We start from the raw sequence: 21,141 nt of genomic DNA, 5'->3' as shown, positions 1-21,141 counted from the left end.
GGCCCGCGCCGATCCTGCAGCGAATACCTCATCCCATAAGGTCAACAAGACATGAGCGTACCTCTCCCGGTCAACAGCTCCACCGAGCTCAAGCGTGGCGCCCTGGGTGTCGGCTTCATCATCTTTTTCGTGGTCTCGGCGGCGAGCCCGTTGAGCGTCATTGCCGGCGGCTTTCCCATCGGCATCATGCTCGGCAACGGCGCGGGTACGCCGGCACTGCTGATCCTGGCCTTGTTGGTGTTACTGGCGTTTTCGGTGGGCTACACCACCCTGGCCCGGCATCTCACCCACGCGGGCGGTTTCTATGCCTTTACCTCCGTGGGGCTGGGCGGAATGGCCGGTGGCGCGGCGGGGGTGCTGGCGATGTTTGCCTACAACATCCTCCAGGTCGGCTTGTACGGTATGTTCGGCGGTGTCGTCAGCGGCACGATGCAAAATGCGTTTGGCCTGCTGTTGCCCTGGTGGGCATACTCGCTGATGGCCATGGCCAGCGTCGCGATCCTCGGCTACCGCAAGATCGATCTGTCTGCCCGGGTGCTGTCAGTCATCGTCATTGCTGAATACCTGGCAATCCTGGTCCTGGATTTCGCCATCCTGAAGTCCGGGGGCGACAGCGGCATCAACCTGGATGCATTCGATCGCAGCCATGTGTTCAGTGGCACACCCTCCATTGGCTTGTTGTTCTGCTTCGCGGCGTTCATCGGTTTCGAAGCCACCACCATCTACGGCGAGGAGGCGAGGAATCCCCAGCGAACCATTCCGATTGCCACCTACTGCTCGGTGTTGCTGATCGGCGGCTTCTACGCGCTGTCGGTCTGGTCGATGGTGGTGGGCGTAGGCGCGGACAAGATTGTCGCCACGCTCCAGGCCTTGCAGGACCCGACGACATTTATCTATGGCATGTCCGACCACTTCGTCGGCCCCGGGTTGACCCAGATCATTCGTGTGCTGTTCATGGTCAGTATCTATGCCGGATTGCTCGCCTTTCATAACGCCGCAGCCCGTTATTTCTTCGCCATTGGCCGCGATGGGTTGCTGCCGAGCCGGTTGGGCACGACCCACCGTATCCACCAGAGCCCCCACATGGGCTCGGCGTTGCAGAGCTTGATCTCCGCCGTGGTCGTGCTGGTTTTCGCCGCGATGGACGCAGATCCTATCCTGCAACTGTTCGCCTGGCTGTCCAACCTGGCGACGCTGTGCGTGATCCTACTGATGGCGCTCACCTCCGCCGCGGTCGTGGTTTTCTCCCAGCGTCATCCGGAGCTCAAGTTGGGGCTCTGGCGAGGAGGCCTCTTTCCCGGTTTTTCATGCCTGGTGTTGTTGGCGGTGCTGGTGATCGCCGTGGTGCACTTCGATGTGCTGACGGGTGCCAGCAAGGCGCTGTCCTACAGTCTTTGCGCCATCATCCCGGCTGCCTTACTGGTGGGCGTGTTCCTGGCGGCTCGCCTGCGGGAGGCGGCGCCGCAGCGGTACCTGGCATTGGGTTGCCACAAGCTGTAACGGCTCCGATGATCCGCAAGCAAAATTAATGAACATTTTCAGCACCGGGATATCGACTCTGTAACTGAACATTTCCGTCCAGACATTCGGCCCTCACGTTTCGTTGGGCCGCTGTCACGGCGGTCGGTCGGCCAATGGGGGCGAGTTTCCATGAGCGTCAACAATCAGTGCTGCGTCGAGTACAACGGTCGGACCTTGAGGGGTAAAGCAGACCAGCCGCTGATCGATTTCCTGGCCGAGCAGGGCATCGATCTGCCTCACGTCTGCTATCACCGCGCCCTCGGGCCGATCCAGACCTGCGATGTCTGTTGGATCGAACACGATGGTGAGATGGTTCGTGGCTGCACGTGGGGGTTCTGGGTGTTTCGCGGTAAGGTCAAGGCTGAGTTACCGCGGGAGTAGTCAGTTGATTTTGGCTTGAGGTCCAGCATGTTGAGAGCGTTCAGCAGCCCCCGGATGGTGGCTGCCGTTGATGATGAGCTCTTTTTCAGGGCTTGGTCTTGCCGAGTTGCTTGCCCGTCTCAGTGACGATAGCTTGGAGACCCAGCTCGTTAATCTTCTTCCAGTCGCTGTCTGTGGCCAATTGCATGCTGTCACGAGTGTTGGTTGTCACTTCCAGCGGCACGGTGCCCGGCGCTTCGATTTTCAGATGGGCTTTGTTGTTCACGGCCACGGTGAACGCGCCAGGAGAGAACCACGACCAGTATTCGATGATGTGCACATTGACCGGTGTAGCGCTCGGCGTTGGCGTGGTCACGATTTGATAGCCAGCCTGCTGATAAGCTGTGGCCACAGCATTCCCTACCAGTTGTGACACGGTCCGCCCGGAAGGAAGCACCACATCACCAAGCCCTTTACCAAAACCGTTGCGTTTGCGACCGATGGCTCGCTCGGTGACGCTGGTGTCGTTTACTTCATCGTTTTTCAGCGAAGGAATATCAGCGCTGCGTGGCTTGATTTCGAATACCCGTTCATCCAATGCATTGATGTAAATCTGCTGGCCTTGGCCTGAAGCGGCCACTTGCGGTACCGGGCCGGTTACATCCACCTCGGAACGGTTGGTCACGCATCCTGCGAGTGAAGCGAGAACGATAACGGCGGCGGTGGTTTTGAAATACGACATGAATGCTCCTTTGCGGTGGGGTCTTCCTTGGGCCCTGGCCGTTTTCGGGCGCCAGGGCATAAGAGTCTTGCGGTTTGCGAGATGGTTGAGCGCGCGGCGCTACAGGCTATCAGGGTCGCCAAAAAACATCTGAATCCGCGAACGCAACCAGCGCTCGCCCGGATCGTTGTCCTGTGACCCGCGCCAGGCCATGTGCAGTTCGAAGCTGCGCACCGGGATCGGCGGGTCTTCGGCACGTACGCCGCCGGCGGCGGTCAGTGCGTCGGCGGTGTAGTCGGGCACGATGGCGATGATGTCGGTGCCTGATAACAGTGTGCTCAATCCGTTGAACTGCGGCACGGCCAATACCACATGGCGCTTGCGGTCGAGTTTTTCCAGCTCTTCATCGATGAACCCGCTCAAGTCACCTGCGAAGGACACCAGGGCGTGGGGGCGGGCGCAGAATTCATCCAGGGTTAGCCGTCCCGGCGCGGTATCGGCCCGCAGCACTTTGGGCATGCTGCGCCGCAGGACCTTGCGCTTGGCGTTGGCCGGCAGGTCTTCGGTGTAGCTGACGCCAATGGAGATCTCGCCGGACGCCAGCAAGCCCGGCATCAGGATGTAATTGACCCGGCGCACCACCAGCACGATGCCTGGCGCTTCGGCCCGCAGCCGCTTGAGCAGCATCGGCAGCAGGGCGAACTCGGCATCGTCCGACAGACCGATGCGAAACACCGAGGTGCTGGTGGCCGGGTCGAATTCCGCCGCCCGGCTGACCGCCGTTGAAATCGAATCCAGGGCCGGAGAGAGCAGGGCGAAGATCTCGACCGCCCGAGCCGTGGGTTCCATGCTGCGCCCGGTGCGCACGAACAGAGGATCATCGAACAGGCTGCGCAGGCGCGACAGCGCGGCACTGATGGCCGGCTGGCCGAGGAACAGTTTCTCGGCGGCGCGGGTCACGCTGCGTTCATGCATCAATGTTTCGAACACGATCAACAGGTTCAGGTCGACACGACGCAGGTCATTACGATTCATCTGGGGTCCTGGCAGATTCGGCAAGCTTGACGTGGACGGCCATATGGGAACAATGGCCGGCATGAATCTTACGGGGAAAGGCTGGTACTCTGCATCGGGTAAATGCATTTTCTTCAGGATAAGGCTTACAGGACTGGTTCGGTTTTCTTGCTGCGGAATCAATGACAGGCATGTCGACTATTAATAGCCACTGATGGTCTTGGGTACAAAGCCCGGATAGAGTTCATGGCATTAGAGGTTACTTTGACGAGGTTTGCGATGTCCCGCACGATCCGTTTTCACAAGTTTGGTGGTGCCGAGGTGCTCAAATGCGAAGAGCATGCGGCGGCTCTTCCTGCGCCAGGAGAAGTGCAGGTCCGTGTCGAAGCGATCGGCATCAGCTGGTATGACACCCTTTGGCGCCAGAACCTGGCGTCTTCCCAGGCCCGCCTGCCATCAGGGCTGGGACATGAAATGGCCGGCGTGGTAACTGCCGTCGGCGAGGGTGTCGACGATCTGGCCGTGGGCGACAAAGTCGCCAGCTTCCCCGCCGAGAGCCCGAACGATTACCCGGTGTATGGCGAAGTCATCGTATTGCCGCGCACCGCCCTGACCCGTTATCCCGACGTGCTCAGCCCGATCGAAGCCGCCGTGCATTACACGCCGCTGCTGATCGCCTATTTCGCCTACATGGACCTGGCCAGGGTCAAGCCTGGGCAATTTGCCCTGGTGACCGACGCCAGCCATTGCGCCGGCCCATCCTTCGTACAGTTGGGCAAAGCCTTGGGTGTGCGGGTGATCGCAGCCACCAAGACGGCCGACGAGCGTGAATACCTGCTGTCGCTGGGCGCTGAAAAGGTCATTGTCACCGAAGAGCAGGACTTGCTGATGCAGATCAACAAGCTCACTGACAGCCGTGGCGTCGATGTTGTGTTCGACGGCCTTGGCGGGCCGCAGATGTCGCTGCTCGGCGATGTGTTGGCGCCCCGTGGCAGTCTGGTGCTGTATGGCCTGCAAGGCGGCAACCAGACGCCATTCCCGGCCTGTGCGGCGTTCCAGAAGAACATCCAGTTCTTCGTGCACTGCATCGGCAACTTCACTGGCAAGCCGGAACTGGGCATTGTCCAGGACCAGGTGGCGTTGCAACGCGCGTTGCGCGACATCAATCAACTGACCGCCGACCGCGTGCTGTTGCCGCTCAAGACTCGGGTGTTCCCGTTCTCCGAGTTCGTCGAGGCTCATCGCTACATGGGTGAATGCCCTTGCCGTGAGCGCGTTGCCCTTCAGGTCGTCGATCCCGCCTGATCTGTCCCCTTGCGCAAGAGTCATTGTCTACGGCTCTTGCGCGGTCTCCGGCCGAATCGGCCCTGTATTCTCTCTGTCATCGCGTCCGCTTGACGCCGAGCGTAGCTACGCCTGGACGCGCGATGTCGAGGCTGCTGCCCAATCGCCCAGGATCAACGACCCGCAAACCCAACTGAACTGGTTTTTGCCGTCAATCTGTATCTTCTAATCATTATTTAAGTCTTGATAATTGAGCGCTTGTTTCTATCAAGGAAGAAATCATGGTGCGATATAAATATCTAAAGTTCATTCCTGTTAGTGCATGGTCTGGCCGCATTTGCATGCTTTAAACCTATCTATCAACATTTGGAGGGCATGACCCGGCGCATGCGGAGTTGCGGCTAGGTTTGTTCTTTATTTTATGTATCCATTGTCTGTGGGACGCTGTAAGAAATTTCCTAGGACGCATTATGGAATGCGGCGATGCTCAATGAAATAAGGGGGAGCAAGGAGAGGTGTGTCAAGCAGGTAGGACGACTTTTACATGTGTGACAAATAATTACCAGAGGCAAGGTGTGAGCGGACTGCTAATACTGTTTGCAATAACAAAGTCTTTCATCCAGGCCAACCCGCCCTGCAATCAAGTCGGTGCGGGTGTGGCGCCGATAATCGAATTTCCAGGTAGATGGCTATGAGTGCAATTCATGAGCAGGCAATGACCTACGTATACCAACAGATGTTGCAACGCTTGCTGGATTTCTATTCCCGCGCGGAACGCACCGCAATACAGCTTTTGGTTCAGCGTCTGATCGTGGCAGCTGGCGGCGCTGAGCGAGTTGGCGATTATCGAGTGCTGATGGTCCAGAATGGCAGTCGGGAAAGCTTCTACGTCCTGACGGCCTTGCGGGCGGCGCAGTTGACCATCGCGGGCCGGTATCCAGCGACGTTCGGCCTGCGCGTCGTGACTCCCCGTATGGGCGATATCTCACAAGCCACCCTGGAAAACATTCATCACTGCTACAGCGCGCTGTTCGTCTACGACGACCCTCGCGTGGAGCTGTTGATGGCCGACAACCGTGAAGTGACGTCCTTCAATCATCGGAAGCCGTTATCGACGGCAGCGCGAGATGCCAACCGTACGGACTTGTTGATGTTCGGCCATCTTCGCTCGCCTGATAGCCTCTTGGGCCTGGGGGATGAGGGCTACCTGGCGATGGCGGAGTTCTACAGGAACATGGCGCGCTGGGGAACGGGAGTGGATTCGTGGGTCAGCAGCGACACGCCACGGCAGCAGAAGCAGTTCATGGCCGGGCTTCAGCGTGCGTCCAGGAGGTTCGGCCTGGTCATTGAACCGGGCGGTGGTTTCGATGGCCTCTTTGCACAACTCGATGCCATGGGGGGCGAGCTTTTCCGACAGTTCTACGGCCAGGAAAACATCGAGCCATGGCGTCCCGAAGGGCGTTTCGAGGCGTGTCGACGGTTGGGGCGCGTCAGCATCGATGATCTGATCGTCGATCGGCTGGAAGAGAGCAGTTGGGCGTTGTTCGGCGAGTTCCTGGGAGTGCGACCCGATGGGCTCATCGCACCGACGCTGGATCATGAATACCTCAGCCCGTACCTGTCGGCTCATTTGTATGGCCTGCAAGCCTGTTACCTGCAAGGACGCAGCTATGAACATGGGTATGGTGACTACGTCCAGCGCACGATCATGCTCATGCATCGCAAGCAATTGCCCATGCATGTCTGCCAGCAGGTCCAGGAACTGTTCGGTTCGCCTTCGGTCATGCCTGAGCGCCGCGCCCAGGCCGCCGCCGAAGCACAGGAAACCCTGGGGCTTAGCGAAACGCAATTGGTGTGCATGTTGTATGCGCCCTTTATTGAAAACGGCGCGGGCCTGGAAAATTACCTGCGTTGTTGCCATCCCGACATGCTGTTCGCCCTGCCGGAGCTGCGCAACGCCATAGAGGGTGGGCCCGCCACTGAGGAGGCGAAGCAATGGTTGTACGAGATCAGCGGCCTGTCCGTCGCCTTGCTCAACAAGGTATACCAGTCCCCCATTGCTGTGTCGGAGCAGCCAATCGTGACTGTGTCCGCCCGCCGGTCTGTGCCTGAGGCGCCCGACTCGAGCGAGGACGAGCAAGGCGCCCATGAACTGTACGAACGCTGGGCGCGCTGAGGAAGGAGGCTTGAGGGATTTCGTTTTCAGCACCGAGGCAGGACCGGCTGTGGCACGTTTCATTGGGCTTGCCTCATGAAGGGAAGTCGTGAACCCGATTTTGCCTACCAGGCGGTCTACAGGTACCTGACAAACCTGATCAATGAACTGGGCGCTGATCCTCGGGTGCGCTTGCCGTCGTTGCGCCAATTGGCCGAGCGATTGAGCGTGTCCATATCCACCATCCAGTACGCCTATTCCTTGCTGGAAAAGGAAGGGCGAGTGTATTCGATCGCCAAATCCGGCTATTACGCACTGCCAGCGCCTTCTGCGACCGCCCTGGGCGACGGTGGCGACTTGCTCGAAACCTTTTACGTCAATGCCCGTCGGCCAGGCATGCTGATGCTGGGTGCTGATGAGCCGGCGTCATTGCAGTCGCTGGACAGTCCGCTCCTGTTGCTTGAGCGCGAGTTGTTGCGCCAGTACCCGCGTGCATCCCAGATGCCCTCGCAACCCTGGGGCGAGCAGGAGCTGCGCATGGCGCTGGCGGCTCGCTACACCTCTTCGCCCGCCCGATGCTGGAGCGCCGATGACGTCTATATAGGCGCTGACCTGCGCGGGGTGTTGGAAATCCTGATTGCCGTGCTGACGTTGAAAGGTGCGACTGTCCTGGTTGAGTCGCCCTGTGACTGGACTGTCTTGCGTTTGCTCCAGGCGGCCGACATCCAGGTTGTCGAGCTGCCCTTGATGGCGGACAGGGACGTTGATGTCGAACAACTGGAACAGTTGCTGGCGAGCGAAACGGTACGGCTGGTGGTGCTGTCTTCGGTCCTGAGCATGCCCATGGGCACGGTGAAAAGTGAAGCCAACCGTCGAGAGGTGGCGCGTCTGTTGGAGCAGTGCGGTACCTGGGTGCTGGAGAACGACAGTTACACCGATCTGGTATTCGAGCCAGGGAGCCCTCCGTTCCGGGATTTGGTCGATCCGGACAGGCTGATTGTCTACTCCACGTTTGAAAAGACCATTGGTCCCGAGGCGCCCTATGGTTATGTGCTGTCGCGGCAACTGACACTGGTGTTGCAACGGCAATTCCTTTTGCGTGCGTTTCGTCTGTCGCCGATCCGCCAGAAAGCGATCGCGCGCTTGTATGGCAACGGTCGGATCGACCAGCACCTGCTGGTGCTGCGGCGCCTGCTGCGGGAAAACGCTGCTTCGACAATACAATTGATGCGTGATCGGCTGGGCGACTGCCTGCAATGGGTCGAGCCCGAAGGTGGCGCAACGGTGTGGGCTCGATCATCGCGACAGGCAGATATGCGTGGGGTATTCCAGCGATTGCTTGGCAGGCGCATTGTCATCGCCCCGGGGGAGTTGTTCAGCATTCAGGGCCTCTACAGCCAGCATTTGCGCCTGACTCACGCATTCCAGGGAGCGGATGATCCGGACGCCGCGTTCTATGCGTTGGCCGAAGCATTGAGGCATGAGCAATCATGATCGCAGGGTTATGGATCGAACCCGTCGCGTCATGGTCGAACTGTCAGTAAACTGCACCCATTCGAGCCACTCCATTCCGAGGTTTTGCATGACAGTCAGTCCATTTGCGGGCAAGCCGGCACCGGCAGAGTTGTTGATCGATATCCCGCGACTGGTGACGGCCTATTACACCGGCCGGCCCGATGCCTCGGTTGCGACCCAGCGCGTGGCTTTCGGTACTTCAGGGCATCGAGGCAGTTCCTTCGAGTTGGGCTTCAACGAGTGGCACGTGCTCGCCATCAGCCAGGCAATCTGCCTGTACCGTGAAGCCCATGGCATCAACGGGCCATTGTTCGTGGGTATCGACACCCATGCACTCTCCACGCCTGCCGGCGCCAGCGCATTGGAAGTGCTGGCCGCCAATGGCGTGACCGTGATGATCGCCGAAGGTGACGAGTACACCCCCACGCCAGCGGTTTCCCATGCCATCCTGTGCTACAACCGCGGCCGCACCACTGGCCTGGCCGACGGCATCGTCATCACGCCGTCCCATAATCCACCGCAGAGCGGCGGCTACAAGTACAACCCCACCAATGGTGGCCCGGCAGATACCCATATCACCAAGTGGATCGAAGCCAAGGCCAACGAGTTGCTGGCCAACCAATTGGCGGGTGTCAAGCGCATCAGCTACGAGCAGGCGCTCAAGGCCGAGACCACCCACCGCCACGATTTCCTCAATACCTACGTCGCCGACCTGGTCAATGTCATTGATTTCGATGCCATCCGCGAAGCCGGCTTGCGCCTGGGCGTAGATCCATTGGGCGGAGCAGGGGTGCGCTATTGGCCTGCGATCGCCGAGCACTATCGCCTGGATCTGGAAGTGGTCAATACACAAGTGGATTCGACGTTCCGCTTCATGACCGTCGACTGGGACGGGCAGATCCGCATGGACCCGTCGTCCAGCCACGCCATGCAAGGGTTGATCGGCCTGAAAGAACGTTTCGACGTGGCCTTTGCCTGCGACCCGGATCACGACCGTCACGGCATCGTGACGCCAAGCGGCGGCCTGTTGGCGCCGAACAATTACCTAGCAGTGTCCATCGATTACTTGTTCCAGAATCGTCCCCAGTGGCGGGCTGACGCCGCAGTCGGCAAGACGGTGGTCAGTAGCGGCCTGATCGATCGGGTTGCCAAGCGCCTTGGCCGACGCCTGTATGAGGTGCCGGTGGGCTTCAAATGGTTCGCTGATGGGCTGTTCGATGGCTCCCTTGGCTTCGGCGGCGAAGAAAGTGCCGGGGCTTCGTTCCTGCGCAAGGACGGCGGGGTGTGGAGTACCGACAAGGACGGCCTGATCCCGGCATTGTTGGCTGCTGAGATGACGGCTCGCACCGGTCGTGATCCAAGCCAGGCCTACCGCGCCCTGACGGATGAATTGGGTGAACCGTTCTCGGTGCGTGTCGATGCCAAGGCGAGTCCTCAACAGAAGGCGCTGCTGAGCAAGCTATCGCCGGATCAGGTCCAGTCCACCGAATTGGCGGGCGAGACAATCCAGAGCATCCTCAGCCATGCGCCAGGCAATGAGCAGGCTATCGGCGGATTGAAAGTCATGACCGAGAATGGCTGGTTTGCGGCGCGTCCGTCCGGTACCGAGGACATTTACAAAATCTACGCCGAAAGCTTCATTAGCGACGATCACCTGAAACAATTGGTGGTTGAAGCCCAGGCATTGGTGGACGGTGCCATTTCCGGGCAGTAACTGAGCGTCGTATCGCGAGCAAAGCCCGCTCCCACGCAGCAATGCATATCCTTGTGGGAGCGGGCTTGCTCGCGAACGCGTCTCCACGAAGCGCCGCGATACCAACCTGCCATACTACTTTCACTTCATCGCCTAAATCCCTGAGATAAAAGCTTTTGGCTGGAAACCGGTAGCAAATCCAGACACCATAGTCGCCATGGTTCTGAACACCGGAGTCCCCAGCGTGTCGCTACACAATCCCGATCTTCCCCCTGATCTCCTGCCCTTGGCCCAGATGTCCTGGTTCAAACGCCTGGCTGCGCGTTTTTTCGGTCATGGCCTGACGCGCCTGCGCGCCCAACACCGCGCATCGTGGCTGCACGGGCAGGCCGACGGATTTCGCAGCGGTCATACCGCCGGTTTTGACTATGGCTACAAGGAAGGCAGGGCCGAGGGGCTCGAAGCGGGGCGTCAGGTCCTGTTGATCCGCGACTCCCGTGGTACCGAGCACCCGGCCCCGCAAGTCGATGACCTGCTGTTTGACGATTGGCGATTGCCGCTGACCACCGAGCTGAAGAAACGCATCAAGGCGGATGTGGCGCGACTGCTACCGGCCCATGCGCAGCCCAGCAGCGGCCAATGGAAGATGATTTTCAGCGACACGCCGGCCACTTCGGTGGTGGCGGGCGCAGGTGCGGGCAAGTCAACGACCCTGGTGCTGCGTATTGTGTTGCTGTCGCAATACCTGGGGTTCGAACTGGATTCAATGACCGTGGTGACGTTCACCCGGGAATCGCGAAAGGACTTTGTCCAGAAACTCATCGAAACGTTTGCCCTGTGGGGGCGCGCGGTCAGCCAGAAGGAAGCCCGGGATCTGGTGCGCACCTTCCACTCGCGTATCTTGCCCATGGTCCGCAGCCTGCCGGGATTCGAGCGACTCCAGGCCTTCGAGACCTTGAGCCACCGCGCCGGAGCGGATGAGGATGACGCCCAGGGCAACCCGTTCGACTTGCGCATCAACGATGCCCAGCGCCAGCAGCTCAATGCCTGTTATTACAACCTCTATCAGCGTGACGAGCGTTTCCGCGAGTTGATCCAGCCGCTTTCCCGTCATGCCCTGCAGCTCAAGGAGCTGGAGCGCGACCACCCGGATGTGCAGAAGCGTGTGGCCGTGACGGAATTGGCTGCCCAGCGTGATGAAGCACTCTGCGACGCAATCGAAGACCTGTGGTTTCGCGCGGGGGCTTGGCCGATCAAAGGCATTGAACCGAAACGCCAGGTGTTCGAAATCAACGGAGCTAGATTTTATTGCCATGGCTACATCAAATCCCTTGATACCTGGGTGATGCTTGGATTCGATCCACGGGAGAACCCGCAGCTCAGCCGTCCCGGTGCCAAGCTGAGTGTGCGTGCGGAATGGGCCGTAAAGCGCACCTTGTTTCAAGCTTTCTTTCGTAAGCCACTGATTTGGCTTGATAAATACGGCGACTCAAAGCGCCTGTTGTCCGCCGTGGTTGGGGATGTCAGTGCGGGTCCCGGGTTCGACTACAAGGTCAAGGGCGAGCTGACGTCGGCCCCTTTGCTGGACTGTTTTGTCGCAGCGGCGGGGTTTATCGAAAATCTTGGCCTGGATGTACCTGAAGCCGTGGGCAGGATGTGTTTCTCAAGCAATGACCCGGATCGTTATTTCTTCGAGGCGTTGAGTCGTTTCTGGCGTGCGTTCGAAGATCATCTGCTGGATCAATCGCCTCCGGTCATGACCTATAACCGGATGTTTGCGTTGTTCAGCGAACACTCTCCGGAAAACTTCAAGCTGCTTGATGACGCCCTGTTGAGGCCGTTGTCGCATTTGATGATCGACGAATTCCAGGACGTTTCGCCCCAGATCGTGTCTTGGCTGAGGGCGAGCCTGCGTGAAGTGCGCAGGCGTGGCGCTGCCCTGCATACCGGGCGCGGCGCCCAGCGTTCTTCCTTGTTGTGCGTGGGTGATGACTGGCAGTCGATCTATGGCTGGCGCGGCAGCTCGCCGAGTTTTTTCATGGATTTCAACAAGCAGTTCCCGTCACCGGCCCACACTCGGGTGATGCTCACCGACAACTACCGCAGTCACCAGCACATCATTGACGCGGCTGAGCACATCGTACGCGGAGCGGCAGCCGTCCCCGGCAAGAAAGGCAAGGCCAGCGGCACGCCTCGTTCGCCAAGCCCGGTGACGGTGTTGGACAGGGACGATGAAGGCTTGGGGCGGCGGCTCGATGAACACTACCGCAACGGCGATTCTATCTTGATGCTGTATCGAAAAAGTAGCGATAAGTTACTGATAGATAAGCATATTAATTCGATAGTTAATGTGGATTCTAGCTTGCCCTATCCGCAACGCCGCCTCAGGCAAATGACTTATCACAGCGCCAAGGGGCTTCAGGCTGATGCGGTATTCCTGCTGGGGGATTGCCAGCACCTGACCAGTTCACCCTACAAGAATCAGGTCTACCGGATGGCCGGGTTGGGACAGGACGGTGACGCCGAACCCTATGATGCTGCGCAAAAGGATGAAATCCTGCGCCTGGCGTATGTAGGCATCACCCGGGCGGTTCAGCATTGCTATTGGTACGTCGACGGCCAGGATAGCCAGGCCGCCAATGCACCCAAGGCGTCGGACCGGATCGGGGTAGGCAAGCCGTTTTTCAACGATCGTCGCCGTGCTCGCGGCTGACGCGCTGGCGACCGTTCGGTGATCCACAAAAAAGCCCACATGAAAATGTGGGCTTTTTTTGTCAGGAGGCAAATCGTCGCAAGCCAACCGGCGGCACAAAGGCTTCAAGCTCGGCTTCCACCGCTTCGATGATTCGCTCCACGTCGGGGGCATTCATCACTGTCGCGCAGGGGATGCCGGCGATTGCGATCATGGTTTCGCCGCTGGCACGGTCAAACAGCCGGGCGACCATACTGCCTGGCGCGTCCATGCTGGCCTCGAAACCCATGGGATGGAAATGCCAGCGCATCAACTGGCAGGCGTTGGGGAACGTAACCTTGCTGAAAGATCCTTTATTCATCTGTAGCCCGCCTTCTTCATCAAGCGCTTCCGTTTGCTCATGTCAGGAAGGAAGAGCCCTCATGGCTCTACCAGTGAGAACTAAAAATAGCACCTGAAAATGAACGCCACGTGGATTTTTTCAGTCCGTTTGGCGATTGGTTCATTTTATTTGATCTGCATCATGACCTAAGTACAAATGCTCAGAGTGCCATCATGGTCGTCCCACAGTGTCCTGAAAAGCCGCCAATGGCTCTGGCTCGCGGTATTTGAAGGCGATGAAGCCTGCCAGCACCACCAGGGAAAGGGCGACGATGAAGGTGACGTGCAGCCCGTCGGCAACAGCCTCGGGAGTGGCGGAGGGAGTACCGTTGGTCGGCAACATGGCCGCGAAGACCGCGCCCAGCATCGCTGCGCCACTGAAGAAGCCGAGGTTGCGCGACAAATTGAGCAATCCGGCAATCACGCCGCGTTGGTTGGCGGGGATCTCGGCCATGACCGCCGCATTGTTTGCTGTCTGGAACATCGCGTAGCCCAAGGTCGTTACCATGATCGCCGTGACGTAACCGGCGATGCCAAGCGTCGGGGGAACCAGCGACAGCAGCAGGCAACCGCTCGCCATGGTCGCCAGCCCCAGGAGCCGCATGGGACGCACCCCGAACCGATCGGCGAGGCGCCCAGCAGGCATGCCGGCGAGGGCGGCGACGCATGGCCCGACGGCCAGTACCAGGCCGACAATGGCCGACGGGAGCCCCAGCGCGATCGACAAGTAGAATGGCCCCACCAGCAACGTCGCCATCATGACCGTTGCCACCAGCGCGCTCGTCGCCAGGCCCGATACCAGCAAGCGATCGCTGAACATCGTCAGCGGGATCAGCGGCGATGAGCGCCGATGCTGCGTCCGGACGAACAATCCACCGCTCAGAATGGCCGCCGCCAGCAAGCTGATATTCAGCCCACCAAAATGCCCGCCACCCAAGGTCATGGCCAAGGCGTAGGCGCCAAGGGCCGTCGCGAGCAAAAGCGTGCCCTTGATGTCGAAACGTACCTTCTCGGCGTTGGCGGCTTGCCCGGCGGGCAGGGACCGCCAGGCCAGCAGCAAGGTCAGCAGTCCGAGCGGTACGTTGACCAGGAACAACGCCTGCCAGCCAAACCCGGTCATCAATACGCCGCCCAGGGAAGGGCCCAGTGCGGTACCTACCGCGGACAGCGTGGCGAGCAGCCCCATGGCGCTGCCCGCCCTGGTCTTATCGACCGTTTCGCCGACCAGGGCCAGCGTCAGCGTCATCATGATGGCGGCCCCCAGCCCTTGCAGTGCCCGGGCGGCGATCAACAGCCCCAGCGACGGCGCGAGGCCGCACAAGGCTGACGCGAGCGTAAACAGCGCGATTCCCGCCAATAACAGCTTGCGTCGGCCAATCAAGTCGCCCAGGCGTCCGAGACTGACGATCAGCGTGGTGATCGCCAGGAGATAGGCCAGCACTACCCACTGAACGTGCTGGAACGAGGCGTCAAACGCTTGGGCCAACACAGGCAGTCCAACGGCGGTGACGCTGGCCCCCAGCGACGCCAATAACGTTGACAGCGCCAGGCTGGCCAAGGCCCGGCGCGCGGGAGCAAGCGGTTGAGGGCCGCTCGCGGGTGACAGGCTTGGTTTCATATTGGCTGGTTTCATCATGTTTCCTCGCAATCCGGTTCGCCTATAAAGCGCTGCGAGAACGGTACGCGGTGGCATAACATGGCGGAAGACGCACGAGTTGCATGTTATAGCTGCATGAAACGCTATCCATCCTATCCAAGGGCCCGATGATGTCCGCTACCGATCTCAACTTGCTTGTCACGCTGGACGCGCTCTTGTCTGAAGGCAGTGTGGCCGGTGCCGCCCGGCGGCTGCAGCTCAGCCCTTCGGCCATGAGCCGGGCCTTGGCGCGGTTGCGCCAGGCCATTGGTGATCCATTGCTGGTGCGGGCGGGGCGCGGTCTGGTTCCGACCCCGCGAGCGATCGAGTTGCGTGAGCAAGTCAGCCAATTGGTGCAGGGCGCTCAGGCCGCGCTACGTCCGGTGCAGGCCACGGACTTGCGGAGGGTGAATCGAACCTTCACGTTGCGCACCCGGCAAGGCTTCGTGGAAAACTTCGCGATCGAGCTGATCGAGCGGATTGCCCGGCAGGCCCCGGGAATAAGGCTGCGGTTTGTCGAAAAGACCGACAGGGACAGCACGGCGCTGCGCGAGGGCAACGTGGATCTGGAGACCGCCGTTGTAGACGAAGACACCAGTCCGGAGCTGCTGACGCAAGGGTTGTTCGGTGACCGTATCGTTGGCGTCGTGCGAGCAGGGCATCCCCTGAGCAGGATCGAAGTAAGCGCCGCTGATTATGCGGCGGGCGAGCACATTGGCATTTCCCTGCGTGGCTTGGAGCACGGCTCCATCGACCAGGCCCTTGGGGCCTTGGGTTTGTCCCGAAACCTCATCACCACCGTGCCGGGCTTTTCCACCGCGCTGGGGCTGGCGCGGTCCAGTGACATGATCGCCAGCGTGCCGGAACGCTACAGCACCCGTTTGCGCCTTGGCATGCACACGTTCGCATTGCCGTTCGTGCTCCCCGGGTTTACGGTAGCCATGCTCTGGCATCCGCGCATGGACGCTGACCCCGTGCACCGCTGGATAAGGAGCTGCCTGCGAGAAGTGTGCGCGGGCACGATCGAACCGTTGTGAAAGGAGATGTGCAGGTGACTAAAAAAAACACGATCGCAGCACTGATAGGCTTGCTGGCTTGCGCCAGCGCGATGGCGGAACTACCGGATCAGTCCATTCTCAGCCGCTACGGCATTGCCTCGGATCAATTGCCGGCCGGACAGGTTGATAAATCCGTTGAGACGCCTTCCGGAAAGTCATATTTCAAGGTGCCCCCAGTAGGATCATGGGGCGCAGTGATCCCGAGCGATGCAATGAAGCCGCCCATGACCGGAAATATAAGCATCGACCAATCAGCCCAGCAGGACCATGAGCGCTGCCGGCGCACGCAGAACCAGGCACTGCGTCGAAACGGCGGCTGGGGAGGATGGGCAGGATGCCCGAGCATCAGTATCGAGCCGGAGATCAGTACCGGTTTTACCCGGTGAACCCCAGGCCAGCCCTATCGTCGAGAGGGTGCGGATTCCATCAGTCTCCCTTGCGTATGGTGGCCACTTCGTCGGCGCGGACCCGGACTTTCTTGCCCGAAATGTCTTCGAACTCGTAGAAGCCATCGGCGGTGCGGGTATTGGGCGTGTCCTCGGTCAAATACTGGGTACCGTTCTGCAGCGTCACCACGGTGGGTGTCGCACAGCCGGCCAAAGCCAGGAACGCCATGGCAGCCAGGGGCAGGCCCAGAAACCTGATGTTCATAATCCATAACCTCTTGATCAGAAGGGCGTGGCCGGTCTGATTCGACCGGGCCATCACTGAGTTAACCGCCATTTGTCCCGCTTGCCGTAGGAAAGTTCATCGCCGCTTGAGGGATTTCACCTTTAATACTAGGAGACCGCTCATCTTTTGCAGTTGCCTGGGCCCTCGGTAGCTGATATCTGTACGCATAACCAGTATCCAGCTTTTGTGGCCCCGCTCCCGTGACAGCCAACCCCCTCGACGATCCCTTCTATTACCTGAACAACTTCCAACGCGTACTCGCCTGGCTGAGCCAGCGTTACGGGGATGTGCTCAGCGTTGAAGAACAGCAATTCATCGATGCTTTCGCGGCCCTGCCGCGTTCGTCCCAAGGCCTGTTGGTGCGGCTGGTGATGCGTAAGGGCCTGCATTTTCGCCACAGCAAGCTTCACTACGTGGAGATCGGCGAGATCAGCGCCGCCGTAGCGCCGTTGTTGGCGCTGGGTTGGGTCGAGGAGCACGCCAACCTGAGCCTGGTCGAGCTGTTCGATGTGCTGCTCAAGCCGGAAATCCTCCTGTGCCTGGGGCACTTGATCGAGCAGCCCAAGGCAAGAAAGACCGAGTGGTTGCTGGCCCTGGCCGATTGCTTCAGCGAACCCCAGCCATTTCGCGACTGGTGCCCACAGCTTGAAGAACGGCTGTTCAGTATCACGGTCATGGACCTGTGCGATCGCCTGCGACTGATGTTTTTTGGCAACCTCTACCAGGACTGGTCGGAGTTCGTGCTGGCGGACTTGGGCATCTTTACCTATGAAACCGTCGAGTTCAGCGCTGAGTCCCGGGGTTTGCGCAGCCGCCAGGACATCGATGCCTGCCTGTTCCTGCATGAATGCCAGCAACGCTTCGAAACCGGCGAACCGCTGGAAACGATCGCCGATCACGTCAGCGCGTTGGTCTTGGACAATCCTTGGCTGGAGCGACGCCAAGGCAAATTGCTGTTCCAGATGGGCCAGCATGGCGAGCGCATCGGCGATTTTGCCTTGGCGTTGTGTATTTATCGCGACTGCACTTATCCCGGCGCGCGGCTGCGGATGATTCGTGTGCTGGAGCGCATTGGCGAATACACGCTGGCCCTCGAATTGGCCGAGACGGCGGTGCAATCGCCGCAAAGCGCGGCGGAGTGCCAGGCCTTGCTGCGGATCGTGCCCCGGCTGCGGCGCAAGCTGGGTGGACCGCCGGTACCGCGAGCCGTCGCCCGGGAAGTGGAACGGTTGGATCTGCATTTGCCTCGCGTCGATCCCATGTTGTCGGTGGAATATTGCGTCCAGGCCCACCTGCATGAAGAAGCCGCTCCGGTGCATTACGTCGAGAACAGCCTGGTCAACTCGCTGTTCGGCCTGCTGTGCTGGCCGGCGATTTTCGCGCCGCTGCCGGGGGCTTTTTTCCATCCGTTCCAGCGCGGGCCGGTGGACCTGCTCAACGAAGATTTCCATGAGCGCCGCGCCGAGCTGTTCGCGGTGTGCTTCGCCGAGTTGGATGACGGTCGCTACCGGGACACCATCCGCCGTCGTTACGTGCAAAAGTGGGGCGTACAGTCACCGTTCGTATTCTGGGGCTCGCTGTCCGAGGCGCTGCTGGATCAGGCCCTCGACTGCCTCCCGGCGGAACACCTCAAGCACTGGTTCAACCGCCTGTTGCTGGACATCAAGGCCAACCGCGCCGGCATGCCCGACCTAATCCAGTTCTGGCCGCAGCACAAGACCTATCGCATGATCGAAGTCAAAGGCCCCGGCGATCGCTTGCAGGACAACCAACTGCGCTGGCTGGAGTTTTGCCATGAGCACCGGATGCCCGTCGCCGTCTGTTACGTGCAATGGGCGGAGCAGGGTGCATGACCGATCTGCCGAGCTACAGCATTGCCGTACGGGCGTTGTGTGAATTCACCGCCAAGGTCGGCGACCTGGATTTGCGCTTCACGCCGTCTCCCACCGCGCTGGAGGGGATTGTCGGTCACCGCACCGTGGCCTCGCGGCGCAGCGAGGGCTATCAGGCCGAGGTGAGCCTCGAAGGCATCTACCAAACCTTGCGAGTGAAGGGCCGGGCAGACGGCTACGATCCTGGTCGTAACTGCCTCGAAGAGGTCAAGACCTACCGGGGCGACCTGGGCAAGCAACCCGACAACCATCGCCAGTTGCATTGGGCCCAGGCGAAGATCTACGGCTGGCTGATGTGCCAGAAATTGCAGGTGTCGCAGATTGACGTCGCATTGGTGTATTTCGACATCGTCAGTGAAAAGGAGACCTGCCTGACCCACAGCTTCGAAGCATCGCAGCTCCAGATGTTCTTCGAGCAGCAGTGCGCCCTGTTCCTGGCCTGGGCCGAACAGGAATTGCACCATCGCCAGGCGCGCAACCGCGGCGCCCAGGCCCTGGCCTTTCCCCATGCCGGCTTCAGGCCCGGGCAACGGCACTTGGCCGAGTCGGTGTTCAAGGCGGTCAGCACCGGTCGTTGCCTGATGGCCCAGGCGCCGACCGGGATCGGCAAGACCGTTGGCACGCTGTTCCCGATGCTCAAGGCTTTGGCGCCCCAGCGACTGGACAAGGTGTTTTTTCTCACGGCGAAAACCCCGGGACGCAAATTGGCCCTGGACGCGGCCCGGCTGATTACCGACAGCGCCCCGGCCATGCCGTTGCGGGTATTGGAAATGATCGCCCGGGACAAGGCCTGCGAGCATCCGGACAAAGCCTGCCATGGCGAATCGTGCCCGTTGGCCCGTGGTTTTTATGATCGCCTGCCACAGGCCCGTGCGGCGGCGAGCCAGGTAACGCTGCTGGATCAGGCCGCCTTGCGCGACATTGCGCTGGATCACGATATCTGCCCGTACTACCTGAGCCAGGAAATGGCCCGTTGGGCCGACGTGGTGGTGGCTGACTACAACTATTACTTCGACTTCAGTGCCTTGCTCTTCGGGCTCGCCCAGGCCAATGGCTGGACCGTCGCCACCTTGGTGGACGAAGCCCACAACCTGGTGGAGCGCGGACGGCAGATGTACAGCGCGACCCTCGACCAGGCCGCGTTGACGGCGCTGTTGAAGACGGCTCCCGAGCCGCTGAAGAAAGCCCTGCAAAAGGTCAATCGCCAGTGGAACGCCCTGCATGCGCCACAGGTTGCCGCTTACCAGGCCTATGAAAAACCGCCGGACAAATTGCTCCAGGCATTGGGAGCCTGCACGACCGCTATCGGTGATTACCTCAACGACCATCCGCAGGGCTTGGATAGCGGCCTGCAAGCCTTCTATTTCGACGCCTTGCAGTTCGGCCGGGTCGCCGAGTCGTTCGATGAGCACTTCCTGTTCGACATCCACAAGCGCGAATCCGCGCGCCAACGCAGCTTCTCCGCGCTGTGCCTGCGCAACGTGGTGCCGGCTGGTTTCCTGCGGCCCCGGTTCACCGCGTCGCGCAGCAGTGTGCTGTTTTCCGCGACCCTGAGCCCCCGACGCTACTACACCGACATGTTGGGTACGCCAGCGGACACGGTGTGGATCGATGTCGAATCGCCGTTCCAGGCCGAACAGCTGGATGTCCAGGTGATCAGCCGGATTTCCACCCGGTTTGCCCATCGCCAGGCCTCCCTCGAACCGATCGTCACGTTGATGGCCCGCCAGTTTGACGAGCGTCCCGGTAATTACCTTGCGTTCTTCAGCAGCTTCGATTACCTGCAGCAGGTGGCGGGATTGTTTGCCGAGCGATTCCCGCACATTGCCACCTGGAGCCAATCGCGTGGCATGGGGGAAGCGCCCCGGCAAGCGTTTGTCGACCGGTTCAGCGAGCACAGCCAGGGCATCGGCTTTGCGGTGCTGGGCGGTGCGTTCGGCGAAGGGATCGACCTACCGGGCTCGCGCCTCATCGGCGCATTCATCGCGACCCTGGGGCTGGCGCAGTTCAACCCGGTCAACGAACAGATCAAGCAGCGCATGGCGGCCATTTTTGGCGATGGCTATGACTACACCTACTTGTATCCCGGCCTGCAGAAAGTCGTGCAGGCGGCTGGCCGCGTCATTCGCACCCAGCAGGATCGCGGGGTGGTGATGCTGATCGATGACCGGTTCGCAGAGACCAAGGTGCAGCGTTTGCTGCCGCTGTGGTGGTCAGTCAGGCCAGAACAACGCCCCCCAACCTGCGAGCTTGCTCGCGAAAGCGGTGGGTCAGCTGCAGTGATGTTGGATGTGCGGACGCCTTCGCGAGCAAGCTCGCTCCCACAGGTTTTGCGGTACACATGAATTTTGTGCCTGCTGAAGATCCATTGTGGGAGCGAGCTTGCTCGCGAAAGCAGAGGGTCAGTTTGCGTGATGTTGAATGTGCCGACGCCTTCGCGAGCAGGCTCGCTCCCACAGGTTTTGCGGTACACATGAATTTTGTGCCTGCTGAAGATCCATTGTGGGAGCGAGCTTGCTCGCGAAAGCAGAGGGTCAGTTTGCAGTG

Annotated in this window: 16 protein-coding genes; 11 read left to right on the top strand and 5 right to left on the bottom strand. The window is 60.2% G+C overall.

Going from position 1 to position 21,141, the window contains the following annotated elements; translation table 11 throughout:
• The first annotated feature begins 51 nt into the window (after window positions 1–51).
• Complete coding sequence (locus Q7C33_RS15595; RefSeq protein ID WP_334597549.1) at window positions 52–1,500, top strand: APC family permease; 1,449 nt, start codon at window positions 52–54, stop codon at window positions 1,498–1,500.
• A 150-nt stretch (window positions 1,501–1,650) separates the two neighbouring features.
• Entirely contained in the window at window positions 1,651–1,902 is a 252-nt protein-coding gene (locus Q7C33_RS15590) for a 2Fe-2S iron-sulfur cluster-binding protein (protein WP_030138698.1), read from the top strand.
• 85 nt (window positions 1,903–1,987) lie between these two features.
• On the opposite strand, the gene Q7C33_RS15585 is transcribed toward Q7C33_RS15590, so the two are convergent.
• On the bottom strand, window positions 1,988–2,623 hold the full coding sequence (locus Q7C33_RS15585; protein WP_030138699.1) for a hypothetical protein: 636 nt from the start codon (window positions 2,621–2,623) through the stop codon (window positions 1,988–1,990).
• A gap of 99 nt (window positions 2,624–2,722) precedes the next feature.
• Entirely contained in the window at window positions 2,723–3,637 is a 915-nt protein-coding gene (locus tag Q7C33_RS15580) for a LysR family transcriptional regulator (RefSeq protein ID WP_030138713.1), read from the bottom strand.
• Window positions 3,638–3,895: 258 nt separating this feature from the next.
• Between Q7C33_RS15580 and Q7C33_RS15575 the strand changes: the two genes are divergently transcribed.
• From Q7C33_RS15575 to Q7C33_RS15555, 5 genes are all read left to right on the top strand, one after another.
• A complete protein-coding gene (locus tag Q7C33_RS15575) occupies window positions 3,896–4,921 on the top strand; it encodes a zinc-dependent alcohol dehydrogenase family protein (protein ID WP_217861925.1) in 1,026 nt (341 codons plus the stop codon).
• Between the two features lie 670 nt (window positions 4,922–5,591).
• Window positions 5,592–7,076 carry a hypothetical protein gene (locus Q7C33_RS15570; RefSeq protein ID WP_198797301.1) on the top strand — a complete coding sequence of 495 codons (1,485 nt, stop codon included), beginning with the start codon at window positions 5,592–5,594 and terminating at the stop codon, window positions 7,074–7,076.
• Between the two features lie 75 nt (window positions 7,077–7,151).
• Window positions 7,152–8,549: an aminotransferase-like domain-containing protein gene (locus Q7C33_RS15565; RefSeq protein WP_217861926.1), complete on the top strand. Its 1,398-nt coding sequence runs from the start codon at window positions 7,152–7,154 to the stop codon at window positions 8,547–8,549.
• Window positions 8,550–8,637: 88 nt separating this feature from the next.
• Complete coding sequence (gene pgm, locus Q7C33_RS15560; protein WP_030138717.1) at window positions 8,638–10,284, top strand: phosphoglucomutase (alpha-D-glucose-1,6-bisphosphate-dependent); 1,647 nt, start codon at window positions 8,638–8,640, stop codon at window positions 10,282–10,284.
• A gap of 223 nt (window positions 10,285–10,507) precedes the next feature.
• Complete coding sequence (locus tag Q7C33_RS15555) at window positions 10,508–12,976, top strand: UvrD-helicase domain-containing protein (RefSeq protein ID WP_407683725.1); 2,469 nt, start codon at window positions 10,508–10,510, stop codon at window positions 12,974–12,976.
• A gap of 61 nt (window positions 12,977–13,037) precedes the next feature.
• Here the strand turns inward: Q7C33_RS15555 and Q7C33_RS15550 are convergent, their stop codons facing one another.
• Complete coding sequence (locus Q7C33_RS15550; RefSeq protein WP_003201764.1) at window positions 13,038–13,316, bottom strand: DUF1652 domain-containing protein; 279 nt, start codon at window positions 13,314–13,316, stop codon at window positions 13,038–13,040.
• A 192-nt stretch (window positions 13,317–13,508) separates the two neighbouring features.
• Window positions 13,509–14,969, bottom strand: a complete 1,461-nt coding sequence (locus tag Q7C33_RS15545) for an MFS transporter (RefSeq protein WP_407683724.1) — start codon at window positions 14,967–14,969, stop codon at window positions 13,509–13,511.
• 134 nt (window positions 14,970–15,103) lie between these two features.
• On the opposite strand from Q7C33_RS15545, the gene Q7C33_RS15540 reads away from it, so the two are divergent.
• Together Q7C33_RS15540 and Q7C33_RS15535 are read left to right on the top strand one after the other, a co-directional pair.
• Window positions 15,104–16,009 (top strand): LysR family transcriptional regulator, encoded by a 906-nt coding sequence (locus tag Q7C33_RS15540; protein WP_407683723.1) that lies wholly within the window; start codon window positions 15,104–15,106, stop codon window positions 16,007–16,009.
• A 14-nt stretch (window positions 16,010–16,023) separates the two neighbouring features.
• On the top strand, window positions 16,024–16,416 hold the full coding sequence (locus Q7C33_RS15535; RefSeq protein ID WP_323155041.1) for a hypothetical protein: 393 nt from the start codon (window positions 16,024–16,026) through the stop codon (window positions 16,414–16,416).
• A gap of 40 nt (window positions 16,417–16,456) precedes the next feature.
• Here the strand turns inward: Q7C33_RS15535 and Q7C33_RS15530 are convergent, their stop codons facing one another.
• Window positions 16,457–16,681: a YgdI/YgdR family lipoprotein gene (locus tag Q7C33_RS15530; protein WP_030138722.1), complete on the bottom strand. Its 225-nt coding sequence runs from the start codon at window positions 16,679–16,681 to the stop codon at window positions 16,457–16,459.
• A gap of 221 nt (window positions 16,682–16,902) precedes the next feature.
• On the opposite strand from Q7C33_RS15530, the gene Q7C33_RS15525 reads away from it, so the two are divergent.
• Window positions 16,903–18,555, top strand: a complete 1,653-nt coding sequence (locus Q7C33_RS15525) for a VRR-NUC domain-containing protein (protein ID WP_407683722.1) — start codon at window positions 16,903–16,905, stop codon at window positions 18,553–18,555.
• Entirely contained in the window at window positions 18,552–20,939 is a 2,388-nt protein-coding gene (locus Q7C33_RS15520; RefSeq protein ID WP_407683721.1) for an ATP-dependent DNA helicase, read from the top strand. Before Q7C33_RS15525 ends, Q7C33_RS15520 begins: the two co-directional genes overlap by 4 nt.
• Window positions 20,940–21,141: the final 202 nt, after the last annotated feature.

It is taken from the genome of Pseudomonas sp. BP11-1-1 (assembly GCF_052112105.1).
GTDB classification, from domain to species: Bacteria; Pseudomonadota; Gammaproteobacteria; order Pseudomonadales; family Pseudomonadaceae; genus Aquipseudomonas; species Aquipseudomonas alvandae.
This window is presented reverse-complemented; position numbering and strand designations above follow the sequence as displayed.

Excerpts from the sequence above, each read along its gene's own strand:
- Q7C33_RS15520 (WP_407683721.1), top strand. The coding sequence starts at position 18,552 with ATGACCGATCTGCCGAGCTACAGCATTGCCGTACGGGCGTTGTGTGAA.
- Q7C33_RS15565 (WP_217861926.1), top strand. The coding sequence starts at position 7,152 with ATGAAGGGAAGTCGTGAACCCGATTTTGCCTACCAGGCGGTCTACAGG.
- Q7C33_RS15530 (WP_030138722.1), bottom strand. The coding sequence starts at position 16,681 with ATGAACATCAGGTTTCTGGGCCTGCCCCTGGCTGCCATGGCGTTCCTG.
- Q7C33_RS15590 (WP_030138698.1), top strand. The coding sequence starts at position 1,651 with ATGAGCGTCAACAATCAGTGCTGCGTCGAGTACAACGGTCGGACCTTG.
- pgm (WP_030138717.1), top strand. The coding sequence starts at position 8,638 with ATGACAGTCAGTCCATTTGCGGGCAAGCCGGCACCGGCAGAGTTGTTG.
- Q7C33_RS15570 (WP_198797301.1), top strand. The coding sequence starts at position 5,592 with ATGAGTGCAATTCATGAGCAGGCAATGACCTACGTATACCAACAGATG.
- Q7C33_RS15550 (WP_003201764.1), bottom strand. The coding sequence starts at position 13,316 with ATGAATAAAGGATCTTTCAGCAAGGTTACGTTCCCCAACGCCTGCCAG.
- Q7C33_RS15540 (WP_407683723.1), top strand. The coding sequence starts at position 15,104 with ATGTCCGCTACCGATCTCAACTTGCTTGTCACGCTGGACGCGCTCTTG.
- Q7C33_RS15585 (WP_030138699.1), bottom strand. The coding sequence starts at position 2,623 with ATGTCGTATTTCAAAACCACCGCCGCCGTTATCGTTCTCGCTTCACTC.
- Q7C33_RS15595 (WP_334597549.1), top strand. The coding sequence starts at position 52 with ATGAGCGTACCTCTCCCGGTCAACAGCTCCACCGAGCTCAAGCGTGGC.
- Q7C33_RS15545 (WP_407683724.1), bottom strand. The coding sequence starts at position 14,969 with ATGAAACCAGCCAATATGAAACCAAGCCTGTCACCCGCGAGCGGCCCT.
- Q7C33_RS15580 (WP_030138713.1), bottom strand. The coding sequence starts at position 3,637 with ATGAATCGTAATGACCTGCGTCGTGTCGACCTGAACCTGTTGATCGTG.
- Q7C33_RS15575 (WP_217861925.1), top strand. The coding sequence starts at position 3,896 with ATGTCCCGCACGATCCGTTTTCACAAGTTTGGTGGTGCCGAGGTGCTC.